Origin of the sequence: Catenibacterium mitsuokai (assembly GCF_025148785.1) — a bacterium.
GTDB lineage: Bacteria > Bacillota_I > Bacilli_A > Erysipelotrichales > Coprobacillaceae > Catenibacterium > Catenibacterium mitsuoka.
In genome coordinates, this window is the sequence record NZ_CP102271.1 from 1,990,356 (window position 1) to 2,009,232 (window position 18,877).

Below are 18,877 nucleotides of genomic sequence, written 5' to 3' on the forward strand. Positions count from 1 at the left end.
TTTACAACACTTCCCCATTACTACTTATTACATTCTTATACCATTCAAATGACTTCTTCTTAATTCTTCTCATATCCTTTAAGTCATCATTATCTCTATTTACATAGACAAAACCATATCTCTTCTTCATCTGTGCACGACTGCTTAAGATATCAATAGGACCCCAAGATAAGTATCCTCTACAATCTACACCTTCTTCTACAGCTTTTTTCATCTCTTCTAAATGTTTTCTCATATAATCAATACGATAATCATCATTAATAACATCATCTACTAATTGATCATCATATCCATAACCATTCTCTACAATATAGATAGGCATTTCATATCTATCATAAAGTTGTCTTAAAGTAATACGTAATCCAATAGGATCTATTGTCCAACCAAATTTAGACATTTCTAAGTAAGGATTCTTCTTAACGACTACATCTTCTACATTAGTCAAACTATCTTCACCATAATGACTAATAGTAGACATATAATAGCTTATCGCAAGAGCATCTGTTTTACCCTTCTTAAGTATTTCAAAGTCTCCTTCTTCTATGACTGGCATAGTCCCTTCTAGTTTCATATTAGCTAGGAAGTAATTGTTATAGTGTCCTCTCGCAAAGACATCTAGGAATACAAATGCTTCGCTTTGGGCTTTCATAGATTCTAATGTATCTAATGGGCAACATGTTTCAGGATAGCTTTGTACAATAGTGGCCATACCTAAAACATAGCCTCCTTTTTGATGAATGTATTCGTTAATCAAACTATGCGCTATTAATGTATTATGCATAATTTGATGATCTAGAATAATAGGGGGTTCTCCTTCAGGACATACAGCACCAAAGAACATCTTCGGACCTTTCTGTAGTATTCCATTCTGTTCATTGAAGATAATCCAGTATTTCACTTTATGACAATAACGGTCTACAATCTTCTTGCATAATTCTACAAATAGATCAACAACCTTTCTACTCGCAAAACCATTGTATTTCTCATATAAAAATACAGGCATTTCAAAGTGATAGAATGTAGGAATAGGTTCTATACCTCTCTCTAGTAATTCATCAATAAATTCATCATAGAAAGCAAAACCTTCTTCATTATACGTATTCTCATCACTCATAAGTCTAGACCAGTCTAAAGAGAAACGGTATGCATTAAAGCCTAACTCTTTATATAAATCAAAGTCTTCTTTGTATCTATGATAAGCATCAATACCATTTTTAAAGTCTGAGAACTTACCAGTGACTGTTAAGTCACATACTGCAGGAACTTTTCCTCCTTCATTATATCCACCTTCACTTTGATGAGCAGTGACAGCACCACCCCATAAGAAATCTTTTCTTAACATTTTTATTTACTCCTTTATGTATATTCTTATTTAAGTCTATTAAGGATGTACTTGAATTTCAAGGAAGTAACACTTGAAAAGAAATAGTATATATTATTCTAACGCTCATTTAATACGTTTTAACGCTCACTATTATATTGAGTTTATGGCTTAGTTATGCGGTTTTTAAACTTTCTAACGCTCATCTAACGCTCATTTAATACATTTTAACGCTCACTATTGCATTGAGCATTTAACTTGTCTATGCGATTTTTTAAACTTTCTAACGCATTTTAACGCTCATCTAACACTCATTATTAATCTTTAGTATTTTATTGGTTTTATGTTGTTGTATTCTCTTTCAACTTTCTTCTCAATGCTCACTAAAATGAATCCAATGCTTTTAACACTAATTATTAATTATTAGAAATTTACGGCATTACTTCATGTTTTTTTACAGTTTATAGCACTCATTTGACATTCATCTATCTCTTTTCTCTTTTATATATACTTATAGATAAGTATAATTCCTCGTATGGCACTTTTTGACACTTTTCGGCACTTTCTAACACTTTTTAACGCTTATTTAACGCTCACGAGCGTTAGAATCATTGTTTTTAACACTCATGAGTGTTAAAATAGCATTGGAGGTGAAATCAATGTTACCTAAAAAAGAAACTTTAACAATCGAATTCAAAAGTGATAAGAAAAAACTATCTAACTCTGATATTTTTGATGCAGTTGTTGCGTTTGCAAACACTGAAGGAGGAGATCTATATCTTGGGATTGAGGATAACGGAACAGTTACAGGTGTCCATAAAGATCATATTAATCCTTGTACGCTTAGTGCTTTTATTGCAAACAATACACTGCCACCTGTCCCTATCAGAGCAGAAATAATTGAAGACGAATACCCTGTATTAAAAATATCTGTGCCTAAATCTCAAAACGGAATTGTCGCAACTATATCTGGAAAAGTTCAACGTCGTCAAATAAAAGCTGACGGAACTCCAGAAAACATTCCAATGTATCCCGTAGAATTTGCTACACGCCTTTCTGATTTACGAATGCTGGATTATTCTGCAATGACACTTCCTGACTGTACTCTAGACGATTTTGATTCGTTTGAAATAGAACATTTACGTAATCTAATTCTATCTCAAAACGGAGAACAACCTCTTTTAGAATTAACAAACGAAGATTTATTGAAGGCATTGGGATTAGTTCGAAATATAAACAATCAACTAGTTCCTACAATCACCGGTTTACTTATGATTGGAAAAGTAGACTCCATAAAAAAATACATACCTACTCATTCCACTTCATTTCAAGTGTTATCTGGAACAGATATCAAACTAAATGATGATATTTATCTACCACTCCTATCAACCATTGATAAAATCAATACATATATGAACGCTTGGAATCCTGAGCAAGAAATTGAAGATGGTTTATTTCGTATTTCAATTCCAGATTTTAACAAGAGAGCATTTCGTGAAGCTTTAATAAATGCATTTAGTCATAGAGATTATTCAAAAATGGGACGTGTGAGAATCTCAATCAATGACGAAGGACTTACTATTGCTAATCCTGGTGGTTTTATTGAAGGGGTATCAATTAATAACCTATTAACCGCAGAACCACACGGTAGAAATCCTCAACTCGCTGATACATTAAAACGAATCGGATTAGCAGAAAAAACTGGAAGAGGTATTGATAGAATCTATGAAGGCTCATTAACTTATGGGAATCCTCTTCCAGACTATAGTAATTCTACTCAGGTTACCGTATCCCTATTTATCCCCCGCAGCAAGCCAGATCCTCAGATTACAAAAATAGTATCTGAAGAACAACAAAGATTAGGACGACCTCTAACATTAAACACTTTATTGCTACTCAATATTCTTAAAGACATTCCACGATCAACTGTTGAAGAATTATCAGAAGCTGCAAATCTATCGAAAATCACCACAAAGAGTGTATTAGATACATCAATTGAAAATGGCTTAGTAAGTACATATGGAAGCGGTCGTAATAGAACATATATTCTTTCACCAAAAATATATAATACAAAATCCAAGAAAATGGGTTATGTACGCCAGGTGGACATTGATGAAACACGCTACTTGGAATTAATCACGAATATGGCAAAAACAAACGACTTTATTTCTCGTGCAGATGTAATAGAATTACTACATATTGACAGCAATAAAGCATATCGTCTTTTAAAAATCTTAACAGAAAAGAACATTCTCGAATCAATTAATAAAGGACGTTATGCAAAATATCGCTACAAAGCAAAATAGTCAATCCTATATTTATCTTCTCAACATCATATAATTAACTAAAAAACCCATTAATCTAACACTCATTCCAAGTACTAAATAGGTGTTAGATTTTTTTATTGCTTGAAAAGAAATAGTTTATATTATTCTAACGCTCATTTAATACATTGTAACGCTCACTATTATATTGATTTTTTGGCTTAGTTATGCGGTTTTTAACTTTCTAACGCTCATCTAACGCTCACCTAACACTCACGAGCGTTAGAATAGAATATTATCATCCGTTGAATCTGGTATTTCAATTTCTAGAGTCTCTTCTCGAATTCTATAATATTCATCAACAACAGAATCAATAGATTCTCTATCTCCAGCTTTTTCATAAAATCCTATAAGTTTAGCCAACAGATTAAATGTCATAGGCTCATCAACACCATATTCCCTTAAACTCGCTTCATAATTTCTTTTGGCATATTCCGATGCCTTATCATATTGTTTTCTTTCACAATATGTATCGCAAATTGAACTTGCTATCATAATACTGGTAAAATCAGCATCACCAAATATTTCTTTACACTCATTATAATCTTGTATAAGTTCTTCTAATGTTTTCTTTTCTTTCATTGGTATATCTCCTTATTCTTTTTTATTTTCTCTTATTGGCAACATTCTGTAAACAGGAATCAAACATAAGGTGTTCTCAAATTTGAACACTAATGTAACTCTGTGAATTTGTATTCATAAATCAAACCTAAGAAAATATTATGATATAATTCAAACAGAATAGAGGTGAATATCATGATGGAAAGAAGAGCATATTTAAATCAATTAGTATCGTGGAAAGATAAAGATATAATAAAATTGGTAAGTGGAGTTAGACATTGTGGAAAAACTACGATATTAAAAATGTATCAAGAGTATTTATTAAATAGCGGTGTTGATCAATCACAAATCATTTCTATTAACTTTGATGACCTAGAGTATGAAGAGTTGCTAGATTATCATAAACTCTACCAATATATCAAAGATAGATTAGTAGAAAACAAGATGATTTATGTTTTCTTAGATGAAATACAGAATGTTCCTTCTTATGGAAAAGTTGTAGATAGCCTTTATGTAAAAGAGAATATTGATATCTATATTGTAAGATCCACCAAGCATCCAATCACACATTTAAACAGTCAATATATAGAAATACATGTTCTTCCTTTATCATTTAAAGAAATATATAAACCTGGAACTGATAAAGAAGAAGCTTTTCAGAAATATATGAAAACTGGTGGTTTCCCCTATATTAATCAAATACAACTGGATAAAGAACAAATTGATATGTATCTAGAAGGAATAAATAATACTGTGATTGTGAAAGATATGGAAGCATTGTGTGAGTCATACCTTTATTATCCTGTTGAAGTGATGGATATATCAGGCAAGGAAGTATTAAAGTCCAATAAGAAGTATTATATTGTAGATTCAGGAATTCGTAATTATATTCTTCCAAAGCAATCTTATGATTTAGGATTCACGATTGAAAACATTGTTTATCTAGAACTTCTAAGAAGAAGATATATTGTAAATATTGGACGAAGTGAACTTGCAGAGGTTGATTTCATTGCGAAAAGAAATGATGTCTATACTTATATACAGGTTACTGCATCACTTGTGAATGAGAATACTTTTAACAGAGAGATTCGTCCTCTAAAACTAATAGAAGATGATTATGAGAAAATATTCCTTACTTTAGATAGATATACACTTGGAAATTATGATGGTATTAAGGTAATTAATCTCATAGATTGGTTGTTAGAAGAATAGGCTGCAGCGATTAGATTTGCTACAGCCTTTTGTTTTATATACAACGAATAAAAAAATATTTTATTATGGTCCATAAAAAAGTACAGTGCAAAGGCACCCCCTATAAACTGTACTGCTTTATCATAAATTAATTTTGAGCTCGTCCATTAATCCTCTTGATGGCACAGACGCTTTTTTAAATGCATTCTTGATTTTCTTTGATTCACTCTCACCTTTATTCGCTATATGCCCAATAATATCTTTCGCATTCTTAATATTATCAGTAGGAATAACCATACGTATAGCTGTACCTTCAAATAAAGTTTCTCCAATAGCAGTCTTGTTATCTTTTACCAGAATATAATTACCATAGCTCATAAGTAAAAAGCTACCATGTAAATATTTACATATTTCACTGGCCATATATAATCCATATCCTGAATTTGCCCATCTGTCATCACCACCATCTTTTTTTGATGGTCTGAATGATTCTGAAATTCCTGCTTTTAAAGCCCATTGTAATGCTGTTTTATTATCAGTGATATATTTTTTATGTGCTAGGTTCTGCGTTAAGCTTTCAAATATCCCTATTCCTTCATCTATAATTCCAATTTCTGCTTTATCATATGAAGGCCAATATTGACCACAGATCCATGATCTATCAGCTTCAGCATGTTCATATGTGTTACGAAGTATTTCTCTAATCAAATAAGTGAGCAGCTTATGTAATTCTGTATTCTCTCTACTTATAACTTTTGCAAGACGTCCAGATTCTTTTTCTATCAAATCACCTACAACAGTATAGTTATCATCCCTTAATTCATTAAATACAATTGGCGTTATAGGTATGTAATTGATACTTCCTTTTGCTTCTCCAGGTAATTTACCAATATCTGATTTGGGTGATAAATACTTAAATAACCCCATTGTACATGCGTAAGATTTATTTTCTGTTCCTGTAAAATCAAATGTGACATCAGGATATTTTTCAATATATTTATGTATCATAGATCCTATAGCTAGCATTCCTAAAGGTTCTATGCGTCCCATATGAGAAAAATTGAACACTACATCATCATTTGAATTTAATGCCTCTAACTTTTTAGGAAAGTCAAAGACATCTTCAATTTTCATACATTCAATATAATATTTCACTTATTATCCCTCCCGCTGTATATCTATAAATATTATAAGCTCATTTTGTACAAATAACACCCGATATATATAAAAAGAGATAGCTTTCGCTATCTCTCAGACCAATTAAGTATTATGATCTTTTCTTTCTCTTGAGTAACATAGCACCTGCTACTGTCATCATAGAAATCCAGCTTGCAATTGATGTTGCATCACCTGTCTTAGCTGGTTTCTTATCCTGAGTAGGATCTTTAGGTGTGTCTTTTCCTGTTTCAGGATCTTTTGGAGTTTCCTTATCTACTTCATTAAGTCCAATTACTTTTACAGTAAAGTCATGACTTGCAGTCTTTCCTTCTGCATCAGTTACAGTGATAGTAACAATCACATCTGTATCCTTCTTAGGAGTAGTTACTTTACCATCTAATGAGATAATACCTTCAGGACTTACCTTAGTAATAGTAATACCATAGCCTTCTGGTACTTCAGGAAGTACAAATTGTGTCTGTCCTTTAGAAACAACTGACTGTACCTTATTTCCTGCAAGTAAATCGTCTAGGATATCCTGTGATGATGGTTTAGCTGGAGTAACTTCAACTTTCTTGAAGTTTGCTTTTAGAGTAGTGTTTGTAGTTGCTTCAAATGTATATGGGTTAGAAGTACTTACTTCTCTTCCATTTTCATCAGTCCAGTTCACAAATTCATAACCTTTATTTGCCTTAGCTGTTACAGTCACATTTGAACCTTCTTCATAAATACCATCTTCTTTATTCATTTTGACAGTACCCATGTTCTGATCACTATCTACTGCAACTGTATACTTCTTATTTTCAACAGTTACTTTTACAACTACTTTTAAGCCATCTGGATTTACAACACCTTCTGGTAATGTAAGAGTACCTTCTAATACATATGTACCACATTCATTAGCCTTATAAGATGCTTTATTCCATGTTACGTCTGCTTCTTCTGTTTCATTGTTTTCTAATGTAATAGATACTTTGTTTGGTAGATTTAATTCATCTAGTGTTGTACCTTTTACTACAGTGAGATCATCTAGCTTCTGGATATTTGTAATCTTAACATCTGCTTCAGAAGACTTTTCAAACTTCGCAATTAAAGCTGTATTACCCTTAACGTTGAATGTATATTCTGCTTTATCAGATACTTTTTCACCATTAGGACGATACCATCCTTTAAATACATAACCTCTATTAGGTGTTGCAGTAATAGTTACAGATTTACCTGCTTTAACTTCCTTACCACCACTTACTTTACCACCTTTTTCTGCTTCTACATAAACAGTATAAGTGTTATTAGTTACATCTTTATTCGCAATGTTGAATTCAGAGATAGCTACCCATCCATCATTTGATTCAGATGCTACAAACTTGAATCCATATACATTCTGTGTATCAAAAGTAAATGTTTTTTCTGACTTGTTAGCATCAAATGTCTGATCTTTCGCAACTTCTACCCATTCACCATTCTTTTCAGTCTGGATATAAAGTGAAGCTTTAGTCACCTGACCACTGTTAGAATCCTGACGTGGTGTGAATGATACCTGGTTGATTTCATAAGCTTTATCAAATGAAATTTCTGTCCAAATGCTTCCATCAGCACCCTTACCTGTACCTGAAGCACCTGATGTAGTAGGAACCTTATCTTTTGTAGCCTGTGACCAGTCTGAATGCCAGATTGTAGAAGCTTTATTATCAAATGCCATACCGATAATACCTTCATTCTGACCACCGTGAGCTGTTGGTGTTTCTGATTCTGCTTTACCAGTCCAAGATGCTTTATTATAAAGATCTACTTCTGGTGCTTTTTCAGTGACTACTACGTTGTCAATTACTGCAGAAACTGTTTCTGTCTTAGAACCAATTCTTTCTAATGGTAAGGCGAATGTTGAATGAGTGATATTGTCTTTCTTCACCATATCATTGTGAATAAACTTACCTTTTGCATCACATACATATTCACCATTAACATAAAGACTTGTCTTCTGCTGAGCTGTAGTGATTGCGATATTGACTTTCTTACCTACTGGTAATTCATAGTCAAAATAATAGTTATAAAGTTCTCTTGTGAATCCTAACTTACCATCTTCCATGATTCTGATATCATGTGTTCCATAGTCAGCATCTGATTCAAATAGGATATCTCCTGGTTTTGCTGGTTTGTTTAGTTTAATATCAAATGATAGCTTATTACCATTACCTAGTTCTTTAATTGGAGAAGTAACATAACTTACACCATCTTTTAATACTAATGCATTATTCTTGATTTCAGTATTCTTTCCTTCTTTAAGATCACGTTTGTTTTCAGAACTATCCTTTAAACCGTTATTGAAATCATAGCTTTCATAGTTTTCACCCTTTTTATTTTCTTTGTAATAAGGGTTTGTATTAGGTCCTGTTCCCTTATCCTGAGCGAGTTTTGCGAGAGCATCAGCACTGCCTTTTTCCTTACCAGTCGCAGCCCATGTCTTTTCTGCATAGAATGGTAATGCATCAAAGAAACGCCAATATAGATCAGATTCACTTAAACCTGATGCGCTCTTATCGATGTTATCACTCCATAATGCGAATGCAGCACCTAACATCTGATCATCACCAGCAGGAACATACTTATAAGCGCCACCTTTGACTCTTACTTTATTTGCTTCAAACTGGTTGAAGATTCTATTTACGTTTAATAAGTCACCATAAGCATTGGCACGTCCTTTGTTTCCATTTGGAACCATGTAACCAAAGTCATCAATTGTATTAATAAGCTTATAGCCCATATCATACATTTCAATACCATCTGCCCAGTCAGCTGACCAAAGGTTCATTTCTACATTATCAATAGCTTCTCTCTTAATCTGAGTCACTGGATTATCTTTGATCCAAGTTAAACCACCCCACATACGTACTGTATTTGTTTCTTTTAGGTGAGGAACTAAATCATTAACGAATCCACGATATGCTGTATAGTTTGATAAGAATTCATCTGCACCAATATGTACAGTTGTTTCTCCATCAAATACTGGATTAGCACCTTTTGTATAATCATCAAAGATTTCTTTGATTTTATCTTTTGTTTCTTTCTTAGAGACATCAAGATGGTCAATAAGTGGTCTATTTCTATTTAATGGTGATACCTTGTTCTGAACCATTAATTCTGGCCATACTTTAGTAAATGAAGTTGCATGAGCAGGAACATCAATTTCAGGTACTACCTTCATACCAAGGGCTCTTTCACCCTGAATGAATTCTCTGAAGTCATTCTTAGAAATAGAATAGTCTTTTGCAGTAGGTGTTTCACCTTTATCGTTAGATAATCCTGATTCTAGACGGAAGGCTTCATAGGCTTTAAATGCTTCATTTTCCTTATCACCTTTACCATACTGTTCTAAGAAGATGTAGTTATCAGATAAATGAGTCTGTAAGTCATTCATCTTATAGTAACGCATTGTTCTTGCAACATCCTTCATCATATCTAATGAAACTGGTTTACGTGCTACATCAAATAAGAATCCACGTGTCTTGAAACGAGGATAGTCACGCATTTTACCAATCTTATAGCCTTCATTGTCTTCTTTATACATCTGAAGGATTGTCTGCATACCATACATGTTACCTGTTGTATGAACAGAAGCAACATTGATACGGTCTTTCTGGATATCCATTGTATATCCTTCATCACCTAGAAGAGCATCTGGTGCTTTTAATTCAAAGTTGAATGCATTAGCCTGAGAAGCACCTTTTTTCACTGTAAGGTTAATACCTGTGAAATCTTTATAATCACGTACAAATTCATCTACAACAGCTTTTAACTTATCATCTGTATAAGTCACTGTCTTTAATGCGTTAACAGAAATCTTTTCTGTCGAGTTTGAATGCCATTCCTGGATTTCTGGAATAACAGTAGGTTTAGTATTCTTATTTGCAGACTGTTCGTTTATACCTTTTACAACATAGTCAACATCTGCAGTCTTCTTTTCTTTTCCAGTTTCAGTTTCTGTAACTACATAAGAGACCTTTACATTCTTGTCTACTAATGGATGGACAATTTTACCATCAGCACCAATGATCTGTTCAAGGTCTGCACCATTGATTCTTACAGTAAATCCTGCTGGTACAGCTGGCATATCTAATGTATTCACATCTGCTTCAATTGTCTTACTCTGAGATTCAATAGAAGAGACAACAGAGTTTAGAGTTGCTTTCTGTGCTGTTTGTTCGTTAGAATAAACTTCCATTTCCGCAATACTTACGTTATTCCATGATGATGCTTCAGCAACAAAGTTACAAAGCTTTAATTCTTTTGCTTCAATAGGTTCATTGAACTTAACAACAACTTCATTATTATAACCGTCACCCTTCTTTGTATTAGTAAAGCTCTTTGCAAGTTTTTCTACACCATCTTTATCTTTGTATTTAATATCAAAACTCTTTACGTTAGATGGCATTGGAGCAACATCTCTTTCAAAGAAATGAATCTTAAGTTCCTTAATGAGAGTCAATCCTGCAAACTTAGTATTTAACCAGATATTAGTAGTTGGAGTTTCATAATCACTTGCCCAGCGGTTTGCTTTTTCTGTGCTTCCATCTTTTACTTTATCTGGACTAAGTGTATTAGCTTCACTACTTGATGCAGTGACTGTAGCGTTTGCCATATGGTTCTTATTAGGCGTAGCATCTGCTTTTTCAATGATTTTACTATAGACTTCAATTTCATTGATTCCGACATTCTTCCAGTTGATTGTACCTCCATCTGCAGAAAGTACAGTTACCTTTACTTTAGTGGCTTGATGATCTTTATCTAACTGAATGATTTCATTCTGTTTTGCCTTAGTAGTCTTTCTATATACTTCTTTATATTGTCCGTTTTCTTCTAATTCTACTTTATAACCTAGAATATTCTGTGCATCATCCGTTCTTTCGAAATTGATATTAATCTGACGTACTGTCTTTTCTCCACCTAGATTAATTTCAATCCATTCATTGTCTGCTTTATTCTGTGCAGTTCCCCAGCGAGTCTTCATATCGCCATCTACTGCTTTGTCTGGTGATGTGCTGTTTACTTCATAACTACTTGCATTAACAGTACATCCTTTAGCAAGATTTAAGTTTCCTACAGCATAGACTGGTTTTACATCAACAAATGCAGCATTCGCAATCATAACAGTAGCAACTAATCCAATAACACCTTGTTTTTTGTTCATTATCCCTTTTCCTTTCTTTTCTATATAGGACCAACAAAAAAGACCAAAGTACCCCTCTAAAAAAGAAGGTTTACTTTGGTCTTGCCTAATTCAATAGTAACAATCCTATACGTTTTTCATCATGTGAAATGATAGCACTTTCAATATACTTATTCAAGTGTTTTTTTAATTAATTGTCTTGTTTTATACTTATAGATAATTCTTACATAAGTTTATCTATTATTAGGTTGAGAAAGAAATCATTGTAAAATGTTTAACTATAGTTTTATATTATTACTATCTGTGTCCAATGTTTTTAGTCTTTCTAGCCATTTTGTAATAAAACCATCTTTTAAAAATGCAAGCAATGTCCCCTCTCCAAATCTATCTGCACGAATAGCGCCATAAATCAAGGCAATAATACATTGAGCATCTAAATTATCTACTTCTGCTTTAACCATCGGTTCCCAACTCCATTTGATGCCATTGTCTTCTAGGATTTTTATATAATTATGTAATCCCATCTCTTCATGGTTATCTACAAAAGAATAGACATCATGAATAAACTGGTCTACAACTCTTGAATAGTCAACGAAAGGGAACTGAAGTGGATGTTCTAATGTTCCATCACTCTTATCACCAACAATCCATGTACCAAATTCTGTTCCTGTGAACTCATCTAAATATTTAGTTAGATTTTCATACATATAAATCACCTCTTAATAATCTTCATCTGTTTCATCAAAACCATCGTCTACACCTTGTCTATAAGAAGGATTAGTGCGATATCTATCATGATCATAATCGCCATCATCTATTGCTGAATTATAGCCATCATTATAACCACTAGATGATTCACTTGATTCATAACTATTGTATTCCTTCTTAGGTTTTGATGGAGTGTAAGTGCTTGGTCCAGGTTTATTTAGTTCATATACTAATTCTCCATCAATAGTGAGCCTATCATAATACTGTTGATTTTCTATTTCATAATTATGCTTGTCACCAGATAATCTCATCACAAATCTATCATCTTCTTGAAATAACACCATTCTTCCTTCTGATTCAAAAGGTTCACCATCCCAAAATATTTTAGATTCATTCTCATAATAATTCTTATTCCCGTTTATTTCTAGTATCTTATAGAATAAGTCTTTTGCACCACGTTTAGAATCAATAGCCAAATCATAATAATCATCAACTGTATGACTTGAATAAGTGAAGTCTAGTTGATATATAGGCACACCATATGCTTTATTGTATTCAGTATATGAACAACGCTCTACCTTAATAGTTACATCTGGAAGATCACTTGTTTGAATATATTCTTCTATTTCTGGTACATATTCTTTTTGATATGTTTTTGCGACTTCTGTAGTCTTAAATCCATACTTTAGATAATTAGGTATTGGACCTTTCATAAAATCTGTAATAAGTATTACAAGCCCTAATAATATTGAAACAATGAAACTGAATAATACGAAATAAAATAATATGTTATCTTTATTGTGATTTTCTTTCATATGAGTAATATTCCCTTCTAGATGTATCTTCTTTCTATAGTTCTATTGTAGTCTATTTAAAAAAGAAATGTGTTTAGATGTGATCCTACAATGCCTTTTATGAGGGGTTTAAAAAATATTTTTATTTAATTTAAAAGAACGGGTGTTAAACCGTTCTAGGATTTGCATATAAATCAATTAGTTGATCAATCTTGTCGGAATTATTGGTCAGGCGTATCGGAATACTTGGTCAACCCAATCGTAATATGTGGTCAACTAAAGTGGAATAATCAAAAGAATGTTAAACCATTCTATATATCAATCATATTTTTATTGTATTATCTAACTTATTTTTCAGTATGTTGTGAAATATAATCTTTTACCACAGTTATATCTTCAGAGTGTCTATATCTATTTGTGCATTGAGTATTCTTTGAATATTCCTTCATAACATAATTTATATCTTCTATAGATAATTCAGGTAATTTACCTTTAAAAAAATCCATAAAAGAATCAGCAACATTAAACGCATTATAACCTGGAATATTACCTATCATCAATTTTATATATTCCGAAAATTCGAAATCATTACATTCCTTAACAACATCATATATTTCTTCTATATACATAGGTGAATAGCGACTGTTTTTATTTTTAAAATATCCATATACTGTTTCTTTTTCATTCGGATAGAATAACCTATAAAACCTCAACCCTTGAGCTTTAGATAGAACTAAATGTCTCATATATTCAAACACATCTTTATTGTATCTAACAGAATCCAATATACACGGAAACTTCTGTATTAGCATAAATAAAGCTTTTTTTCTTTCTAAATTATCCTCTAATGATTGAACTTTAATTCTCAAAAACATATTGGAGATATTCTCTTCATTAAACAATGTACTATTACCACTTCTTAAAATATAATCTGTCATTGCATAAGTGAATGCATACAAACCACAAAGGTTTTCAATACACTCTTGCTTATCTGAAACTAATAATAATTTAATAAATGTTCTATAAGATTTTTTCATAGACTCGTATGTCATCCTAATCAGATACTTATTAGTGATTTCAGTTTTAATAGACTCATCAAAATCACTATACGAAATACAATTGATTTTTTTATTATATATTTCAACATCTTTTTCAGCAATTTTAAACAAATCCATTATAAATGGTGCTTTGACTGAAAATACATTATCATACATTGAGCAAATCAACATTCTCGCATGATAATCATTAGGAACATACAAAGTGTTATCATTCACCTTTAAATGAGCACACTTATTTCTACAATTTTTCAAATATTCTATATCTTCGATAAATTTTTCAAAATAAAGATTACAGTTATCTTTAAAGAATTGTATTATTTCATTTTCAATTTTTGAATATCTTTCATCATTTTTAATCAGGTTATTTATTTCAGATAGTTTAGACTGTGCTTTACTATCTCCCTCATTAGCCATATCTTGTAACTTTATAAATAAATCATAAATAACAAAAGAATATAGCAATACAATTGTAGCTCGGTAATTCTGGCTATAATACGATTGAACTATTTCTTTAAAATAATTTGCTGAATCAGAATTATCAAACACTCTCAAATCTCTCTCATCAAATAACATTTTTCCACCTACTTTTATCTAAACATATAATTCTATTAAATAGATTTACTATTATAAAACAAGTTTAACATAGAATTGTACACTCAAAAAATCCTTTTCTCTATTTTTTTAATTTCAAAGGACATTTATCATAAAAATGATAATCTTTACAGATGTCGATTTTTCACGCTTATATGATATGTTAAAATAATTGTTCTTTTTTAAGCAAATGTTGTTTTAGGTTATCTTATTCAGCAAGAATTCCGTAACGATACTCGTAACATGCTTCCTTAAGTGAAATATGCATAGACGTAGTTCTCACCATTTCATTGCTAAAAGCCTCAGTATCCATAATCATTCTAAGAATCTCAATGACATTTCATTTCTCGTGAATGTGTGCTTAACCTGCTTCTTAAGAAGTAGAAAATCATATGTTAAGCTAAATTTAATAATCTAGTAACAACATATTTCTTAAACTTAACGAAAATAATTAAAAAATCCTATTTAAGCAGACTGTCGTTTTAAAGACAGTCTTTCTCTATACATATAAAGGGAACAACCAAATCTGATTGTTCCCTTTTATATATTCACTTAATTGTACTTACAACAACATCACTTATTACAACTCAGTATACTTATCGATCTTACCCTTAGCCTTTTCTACAGGGTACTTTGCTTCATTCTGACTCATCTTCATATTCACTATCTCATCAGCATCTAATCCTAGCTTATCTAATAGATTCTGACTATATACAATCACATCAGCAAGTTCTTCTTTAACATGCTGTAAATCATAATTATCATCAGACCATTGGAAACATTCTAATAGTTCTGCTGCTTCTATTACTATAGATTTAGCTAGATTAGCTGGTGAATGGAATTGATCCCAGTCTCTATCTTCTGTGAACTTTCTAATTCTATTAATAGTTTCTTGTGTCATATTAGTTATCCTCTTATTCTATTTTTATGTCTTAATCCATAAATTCTTTAAATTAGCACTAGCACTATCTGGAGCAGCTGCGTCATCAAGCTTTGTAATTTGAACTATCTTAGCAATTGAAAATGAAGTACCAGTAATAATACATTGTCCAGGTGACAATAGAGGTATATTACTCTTACTAACTGAATCCAAAGTATTAATTGTATTATTTATCATACGTAGATCTAGTTCACTTACTAATCTATGAATTAAATAATTATGTAACTGTGAAATGATTGTTCCAGAAATATCAGATGGTCTTTGACTAGCAAGCGTTATATAATATCCAAACTTTCTTCCCTCTTTAATAATTTCTTCAAAAGTTTCAAGTCTATAATCCTTCCATGTAGATTCTTCACGAATCGACTGCTCTGAAAGAATATTGTGTGCCTCATCAATTATCAAATGAAATGATTTATTTATACCATCTTCATTTAACTCTTTATGTTTGTTATATGTATTTTTCACAAGCAAGAGTGGAATCATTTTCTTAGCATCTGTATTACACTTTCTTAATGAAATGACCGAGACATTACATTCCTCTGACTCATCAGTTATGTTAATGAGTTTATCTATAATTTTAGTTCTTGATTTTAATCGTTCAATTAGTGGGCTTATATATTCATACTGAACTTGCCCATAAGATAAGCCATAAATCAATTGAGCATATATAGCAATTTTCATTTTTTCAGTAGTGGATAAATATTTTGTTTTCAATTCCTTTTCTAAAAGTTCATTCAAATCAGACCTTTTTTCCTTAAGGTCCTTATCATCAACTTGATTAATATACATTCCATCCTTGTAATAAGTTCTAGACAGCTCATGCCACATATAATCATAATAAGGAATTTTTGATATCGTATCCTGACTAATGCCGATCTCATCATAAATCAAATGGAGTAATTTATTAGTTTCTTTACAATTATTAGAATGAAACGTATTGTAAAAAGCTGAGCATATACCAGTAATTATTTTTTCATCTGTAATTTCATAGCTTTCCTTATCAAGAAAAAAATCAATCGCATTTTTCAAAAAAGGTTTTTGAGTTTTTTCAGTTGCAGAAAATAATATTGATAACGTATCAATATCCCAAAATGTAGAACTTGATATATTAATCTTATCTCCTTCTTTTTTCCCCGTAGATAAGAAAGTAACCTTTTTGTCAGATGTTAAAACATTACTACCAGTATATTCACCATTAAAATCTATAAATAAAAATTTGCTATTGCTCACATCTAAGTATTCATTATTAAACAATTCAGTATATATTTTAGCTAATGTATTCGATTTTCCACTGCCTGTATTTCCAAAAATACCTATATGGGTATTAAAAAAATTGAATGGATTAATCTTAACAATACTGTTTTCTTTCACAGTTTTCCCGATAGTTAAATTAAATTCGTCATTTGTGCCATTGTAATCATTAACAACAGCTGAAATTTGTTTTTCATCAAGCATGACAGCAGAGTTATAAACCATTGGATAAGATATTATACCTAAATTAAATGATCCATTCTCAATATATCCAATTACATTTACAACTACTTTTCTTCTTATATTATCCAATGAATATGAGATTTTATTTTGAACTGCATTTATATCTTCCAAGTATTCTTTCACAACTCTTCCAATAATAAGATAAGGTCCTCTAATAATTCCTATGAATTGCCCAACACATATTCCTCGATACACAACACCATTATAAAAATAAGTAAGATCATTAGAAAATTGATTTGTTTCAACAATAACTGAATTTCCCTCAATTTCAACTACAAGCCCTATTTCCATTTCTTCATTCACAGATTATTACCTCCTAAAATATTATTTAGGAAAGAAAAATCCCCTACTTTTTCAGTTTGATTCTCCAATGCATTCACTATTAACTTAACATTTTCAAATTCTCTAAAATATCTATTGAATTTATTGGTTGCCTTTTCATTGAAACAAATAATATAGACTAATAAATTTGGATTTGATAGTGACCTTTTTAAGATTGATCGAATATGTTCATCCTCAAATGAAAAGCCAAACGCTATTAATACACTTTGATTTCTTTCCATTTCTTGTATAAAGATTCTAAGCATTTGATAATACTGCTCTTCTAAAACAGTTTCTGAAAATTTATTCTTAGATGGTTTAACTATTGATAATTCATTTAATATGTTCACAAATTCAGAATAATCTTCTCTGATACTATTTTCAATGTTTAAAAGACTATCATCTACAGTATCAGCAATAAAACTTTTTATATTTAATATTTCATTCACTTGATTCACATTAAAACTAGTTTCATCCAATAAAGGTTTATTAGATAATATAATTTTATCATTATCTGATTTCCAGTTTAAAGATCCATGAAGTTTCATAAGATTAATCATTGGCATCTCACGCTCAAATCGAGAATCAACCCCTACGTTAGTAACTTTAATATGAAACCTATCTACGGATACTGTTTTATTTATAAACCCATAACTACCATCATTAAAGTAAACGTTATTATTGTTTTTGCTTATTTCGTCAAAAGAATACTCAAAAAACATATCATAATTTGTAGTGAAAATATTGGCCCTTTTTGGTTGTTGAATAGAATTTCTTCTTAATATGCTATATATATTTTTTATAAATGATTGATATTGTCGAGCAATTTTTTTACATTCATCATTTTCTGCTTGCTCTTCATGTATTTTTTCATAAGTACCTTTAATAATTGAATTATAAAGAAAACATGCACTTAAATACTCGTATACTTTTTGTCTTGACTCATCTTTTTTGGATGCTTCATATAAATCTTCGAAGCTTATATCATTACCTAAGTCCAATGATTGTAGATATGGCATTGAAGCACCAGCACCAATTAGAAAATTAATGTTTTTTCCTTCTAATGTTTCTAAAATATTTCTCAATTTTTCATGCGTAATATACTCTGTCATCACATTTCCTCCTAAAATTTATTTTTATTATCCGTACTAGAATTGTTATTAAAGAAAATGGATTCTCAATCATCCTAACTAAGGCACCACTTAAACTAACAATAAGTTCAGAATAGTCTCCGTTCAAAGGACTATGA

Annotated in this window: 12 protein-coding genes; 2 read left to right on the forward strand and 10 right to left on the reverse strand. The window is 31.2% G+C overall.

Features of this window, described 5'->3' with window-relative positions:
• Position 1: 1 nt before the first annotated feature.
• The gene (locus NQ499_RS10315) at positions 2 to 1,342 is read right to left on the reverse strand and encodes a glycoside hydrolase family 1 protein (RefSeq protein WP_006506717.1); all 1,341 of its coding nucleotides are present in this window, start codon (positions 1,340 to 1,342) and stop codon (positions 2 to 4) included.
• 638 nt (positions 1,343 to 1,980) lie between these two features.
• Between NQ499_RS10315 and NQ499_RS10320 the strand changes: the two genes are divergently transcribed.
• Positions 1,981 to 3,627 (forward strand): RNA-binding domain-containing protein, encoded by a 1,647-nt coding sequence (locus NQ499_RS10320; protein WP_040390153.1) that lies wholly within the window; start codon positions 1,981 to 1,983, stop codon positions 3,625 to 3,627.
• A gap of 240 nt (positions 3,628 to 3,867) precedes the next feature.
• On the opposite strand, the gene NQ499_RS10325 is transcribed toward NQ499_RS10320, so the two are convergent.
• Positions 3,868 to 4,227 (reverse strand): hypothetical protein, encoded by a 360-nt coding sequence (locus tag NQ499_RS10325; protein ID WP_006506719.1) that lies wholly within the window; start codon positions 4,225 to 4,227, stop codon positions 3,868 to 3,870.
• 174 nt (positions 4,228 to 4,401) lie between these two features.
• On the opposite strand from NQ499_RS10325, the gene NQ499_RS10330 reads away from it, so the two are divergent.
• Entirely contained in the window at positions 4,402 to 5,418 is a 1,017-nt protein-coding gene (locus NQ499_RS10330; RefSeq protein ID WP_006506720.1) for an ATP-binding protein, read from the forward strand.
• A 120-nt stretch (positions 5,419 to 5,538) separates the two neighbouring features.
• Here NQ499_RS10330 and NQ499_RS10335 read toward each other — a convergent pair whose 3' ends face one another.
• The 8 genes from NQ499_RS10335 to NQ499_RS10370 all read right to left on the reverse strand — a co-directional run bounded on the left by NQ499_RS10335 (position 5,539) and on the right by NQ499_RS10370 (position 18,740).
• Positions 5,539 to 6,552: an ATP-binding protein gene (locus tag NQ499_RS10335; RefSeq protein ID WP_155812877.1), complete on the reverse strand. Its 1,014-nt coding sequence runs from the start codon at positions 6,550 to 6,552 to the stop codon at positions 5,539 to 5,541.
• 112 nt (positions 6,553 to 6,664) lie between these two features.
• On the reverse strand, positions 6,665 to 11,740 hold the full coding sequence (locus tag NQ499_RS10340; protein ID WP_006506722.1) for a discoidin domain-containing protein: 5,076 nt from the start codon (positions 11,738 to 11,740) through the stop codon (positions 6,665 to 6,667).
• Positions 11,741 to 11,997: 257 nt separating this feature from the next.
• Positions 11,998 to 12,426, reverse strand: coding sequence for a DUF6508 domain-containing protein (locus NQ499_RS10345; RefSeq protein WP_006506723.1), 429 nt, complete (start codon positions 12,424 to 12,426; stop codon positions 11,998 to 12,000).
• 12 nt (positions 12,427 to 12,438) lie between these two features.
• On the reverse strand, positions 12,439 to 13,242 hold the full coding sequence (locus NQ499_RS10350; RefSeq protein ID WP_006506724.1) for a hypothetical protein: 804 nt from the start codon (positions 13,240 to 13,242) through the stop codon (positions 12,439 to 12,441).
• Between the two features lie 326 nt (positions 13,243 to 13,568).
• Positions 13,569 to 14,852: a hypothetical protein gene (locus NQ499_RS10355; protein ID WP_006506725.1), complete on the reverse strand. Its 1,284-nt coding sequence runs from the start codon at positions 14,850 to 14,852 to the stop codon at positions 13,569 to 13,571.
• Positions 14,853 to 15,450: 598 nt separating this feature from the next.
• Complete coding sequence (locus NQ499_RS10360; protein ID WP_006506726.1) at positions 15,451 to 15,771, reverse strand: nucleotide pyrophosphohydrolase; 321 nt, start codon at positions 15,769 to 15,771, stop codon at positions 15,451 to 15,453.
• Between the two features lie 24 nt (positions 15,772 to 15,795).
• On the reverse strand, positions 15,796 to 17,610 hold the full coding sequence (locus NQ499_RS10365; protein WP_006506727.1) for an ATP-binding protein: 1,815 nt from the start codon (positions 17,608 to 17,610) through the stop codon (positions 15,796 to 15,798).
• On the reverse strand, positions 17,607 to 18,740 hold the full coding sequence (locus NQ499_RS10370) for an SIR2 family protein (RefSeq protein ID WP_006506728.1): 1,134 nt from the start codon (positions 18,738 to 18,740) through the stop codon (positions 17,607 to 17,609). The genes NQ499_RS10365 and NQ499_RS10370 overlap by 4 nt, the downstream gene beginning before the upstream one ends.
• Positions 18,741 to 18,877: the final 137 nt, after the last annotated feature.

Bases quoted from the DNA above. Each gene is read 5' to 3' on its own strand.
- NQ499_RS10320 (WP_040390153.1), top strand. From the start codon at position 1,981: ATGTTACCTAAAAAAGAAACTTTAACAATCGAATTCAAAAGTGATAAG.
- NQ499_RS10315 (WP_006506717.1), bottom strand. From the start codon at position 1,342: ATGTTAAGAAAAGATTTCTTATGGGGTGGTGCTGTCACTGCTCATCAA.
- NQ499_RS10325 (WP_006506719.1), bottom strand. From the start codon at position 4,227: ATGAAAGAAAAGAAAACATTAGAAGAACTTATACAAGATTATAATGAG.
- NQ499_RS10360 (WP_006506726.1), bottom strand. From the start codon at position 15,771: ATGACACAAGAAACTATTAATAGAATTAGAAAGTTCACAGAAGATAGA.
- NQ499_RS10340 (WP_006506722.1), bottom strand. From the start codon at position 11,740: ATGAACAAAAAACAAGGTGTTATTGGATTAGTTGCTACTGTTATGATT.
- NQ499_RS10345 (WP_006506723.1), bottom strand. From the start codon at position 12,426: ATGTATGAAAATCTAACTAAATATTTAGATGAGTTCACAGGAACAGAA.
- NQ499_RS10350 (WP_006506724.1), bottom strand. From the start codon at position 13,242: ATGAAAGAAAATCACAATAAAGATAACATATTATTTTATTTCGTATTA.
- NQ499_RS10370 (WP_006506728.1), bottom strand. From the start codon at position 18,740: ATGACAGAGTATATTACGCATGAAAAATTGAGAAATATTTTAGAAACA.
- NQ499_RS10355 (WP_006506725.1), bottom strand. From the start codon at position 14,852: ATGTTATTTGATGAGAGAGATTTGAGAGTGTTTGATAATTCTGATTCA.
- NQ499_RS10330 (WP_006506720.1), top strand. From the start codon at position 4,402: ATGATGGAAAGAAGAGCATATTTAAATCAATTAGTATCGTGGAAAGAT.